This is a genomic window from uncultured Georgenia sp., assembly GCF_937958535.1.
In the GTDB taxonomy this organism is placed as follows: Bacteria; Actinomycetota; Actinomycetes; order Actinomycetales; family Actinomycetaceae; genus Oceanitalea.
In genome coordinates, this window is the sequence record NZ_CALGNQ010000132.1 from 1 (window position 1) to 1191 (window position 1191).

Here is a 1191-nt window from a genome sequence, read left to right on the forward strand (position 1 = left end):
GGTGGGACGTGGGCTGTGGGTGGGACGTGGGCTGTCGGTGGGAGGGGGGTTCTCGGCGGCGGGGCGGGTGGGGCTCATGCCAGCGCTCCGGGGGACAGGACCGGGCGGACCTGGGTCTGGCCCTCGTCGTGGAGCACCTCGACCGGCAGGCCGTACACGTCGCCGAGGAGCGCGGCGTCGTAGGCCTCCGGGGCAGGCCCGTCGGCCACCAGCCGGCCGCCGCTGAGCAGCACGACCTGCTGGCAGAACGTCGCCGCGTGGTTGAGGTCGTGGATCGCGATGAGCGCGGCCACCCCCTCCTCCCGTGCCACCTGCCGCACGATCTGCAGCGTCTCCACCTGGTAGCGCAGGTCGAGCGCGGAGGTGGGCTCGTCGAGGAGGAGCACCCGCGGCCGCTGCGCGAGCGCACGGGCGATGAGCACCCGCTGCGCCTGGCCGCCGGACATGTCCGACAGCCGCCGCTCCGCGAGCGGGGCCAGCCCGAGCCGCTCGATGGCGTCCTCGACGACGGCGAGGTCCTCCGCCGTCGGACGCATCCCCATGTGCGGGGTGCGGCCCAGCGTCACCGCCTCGCGCACGGTGAGCTCGAAGGGCACCTCGCTCGACTGCGGCACGTAGGCCACGACCTTGGCGCGCTCGCGCGGCTTCAGCCGCAGCAGGTCGGTCTCGCCCAGCCGCACCGTGCCGCGCTTGGTCCGCAGCACGCCCGCGAGGATCTTCGTCAGGGTGGACTTGCCCGAGCCGTTCGGGCCGAGCAGCGCGCACAGCGTCCCGGCCGCGACGTCGAGGTCCACCCCGCGCAGCACCTGGTGCCGGCCGTAGGCGAACTCGAGGCCGCGGATGTGGAGCCCGGCGAGGGGTGGCTCCCGGTCGGCGAGCTCGCCGACCGCCTGGCGGTCCTGGACAGCGGTCACTTCGCGGCCCTCCTCGTCATGATGAGGTAGATGAACACCGGGGCACCGAGCATCGCTACGACGATCCCCACCGGGACCACCGAAGGGGCGACGACGGTGCGCCCGATGGTGTCGGCGGCGACGAGCAGCACGCCGCCGGACAGTGCCGACATCGGCAGCAGGTACTGGTGGTTGGCGCCGATGATGAGGCGGGCGATGTGCGGCCCGACGAGCCCGACGAACCCGATCACCCCGCACAGCGAGACCGCCACCGAGGCGAGCAGCACCGAGACGAGGA

General features: G+C 73.7%; 2 protein-coding genes. Both read right to left on the reverse strand.

Features of this window, described 5'->3' with window-relative positions; translation table 11 throughout:
- Positions 1-74: 74 nt before the first annotated feature.
- Complete coding sequence (locus Q0195_RS07535; protein ID WP_299276607.1) at positions 75-914, reverse strand: ABC transporter ATP-binding protein; 840 nt, start codon at positions 912-914, stop codon at positions 75-77.
- Positions 911-1191: iron chelate uptake ABC transporter family permease subunit (locus Q0195_RS07540; RefSeq protein WP_299276609.1), on the reverse strand; the 281-nt coding region annotated here is incomplete at its 5' end. The genes Q0195_RS07540 and Q0195_RS07535, both read right to left, overlap by 4 nt.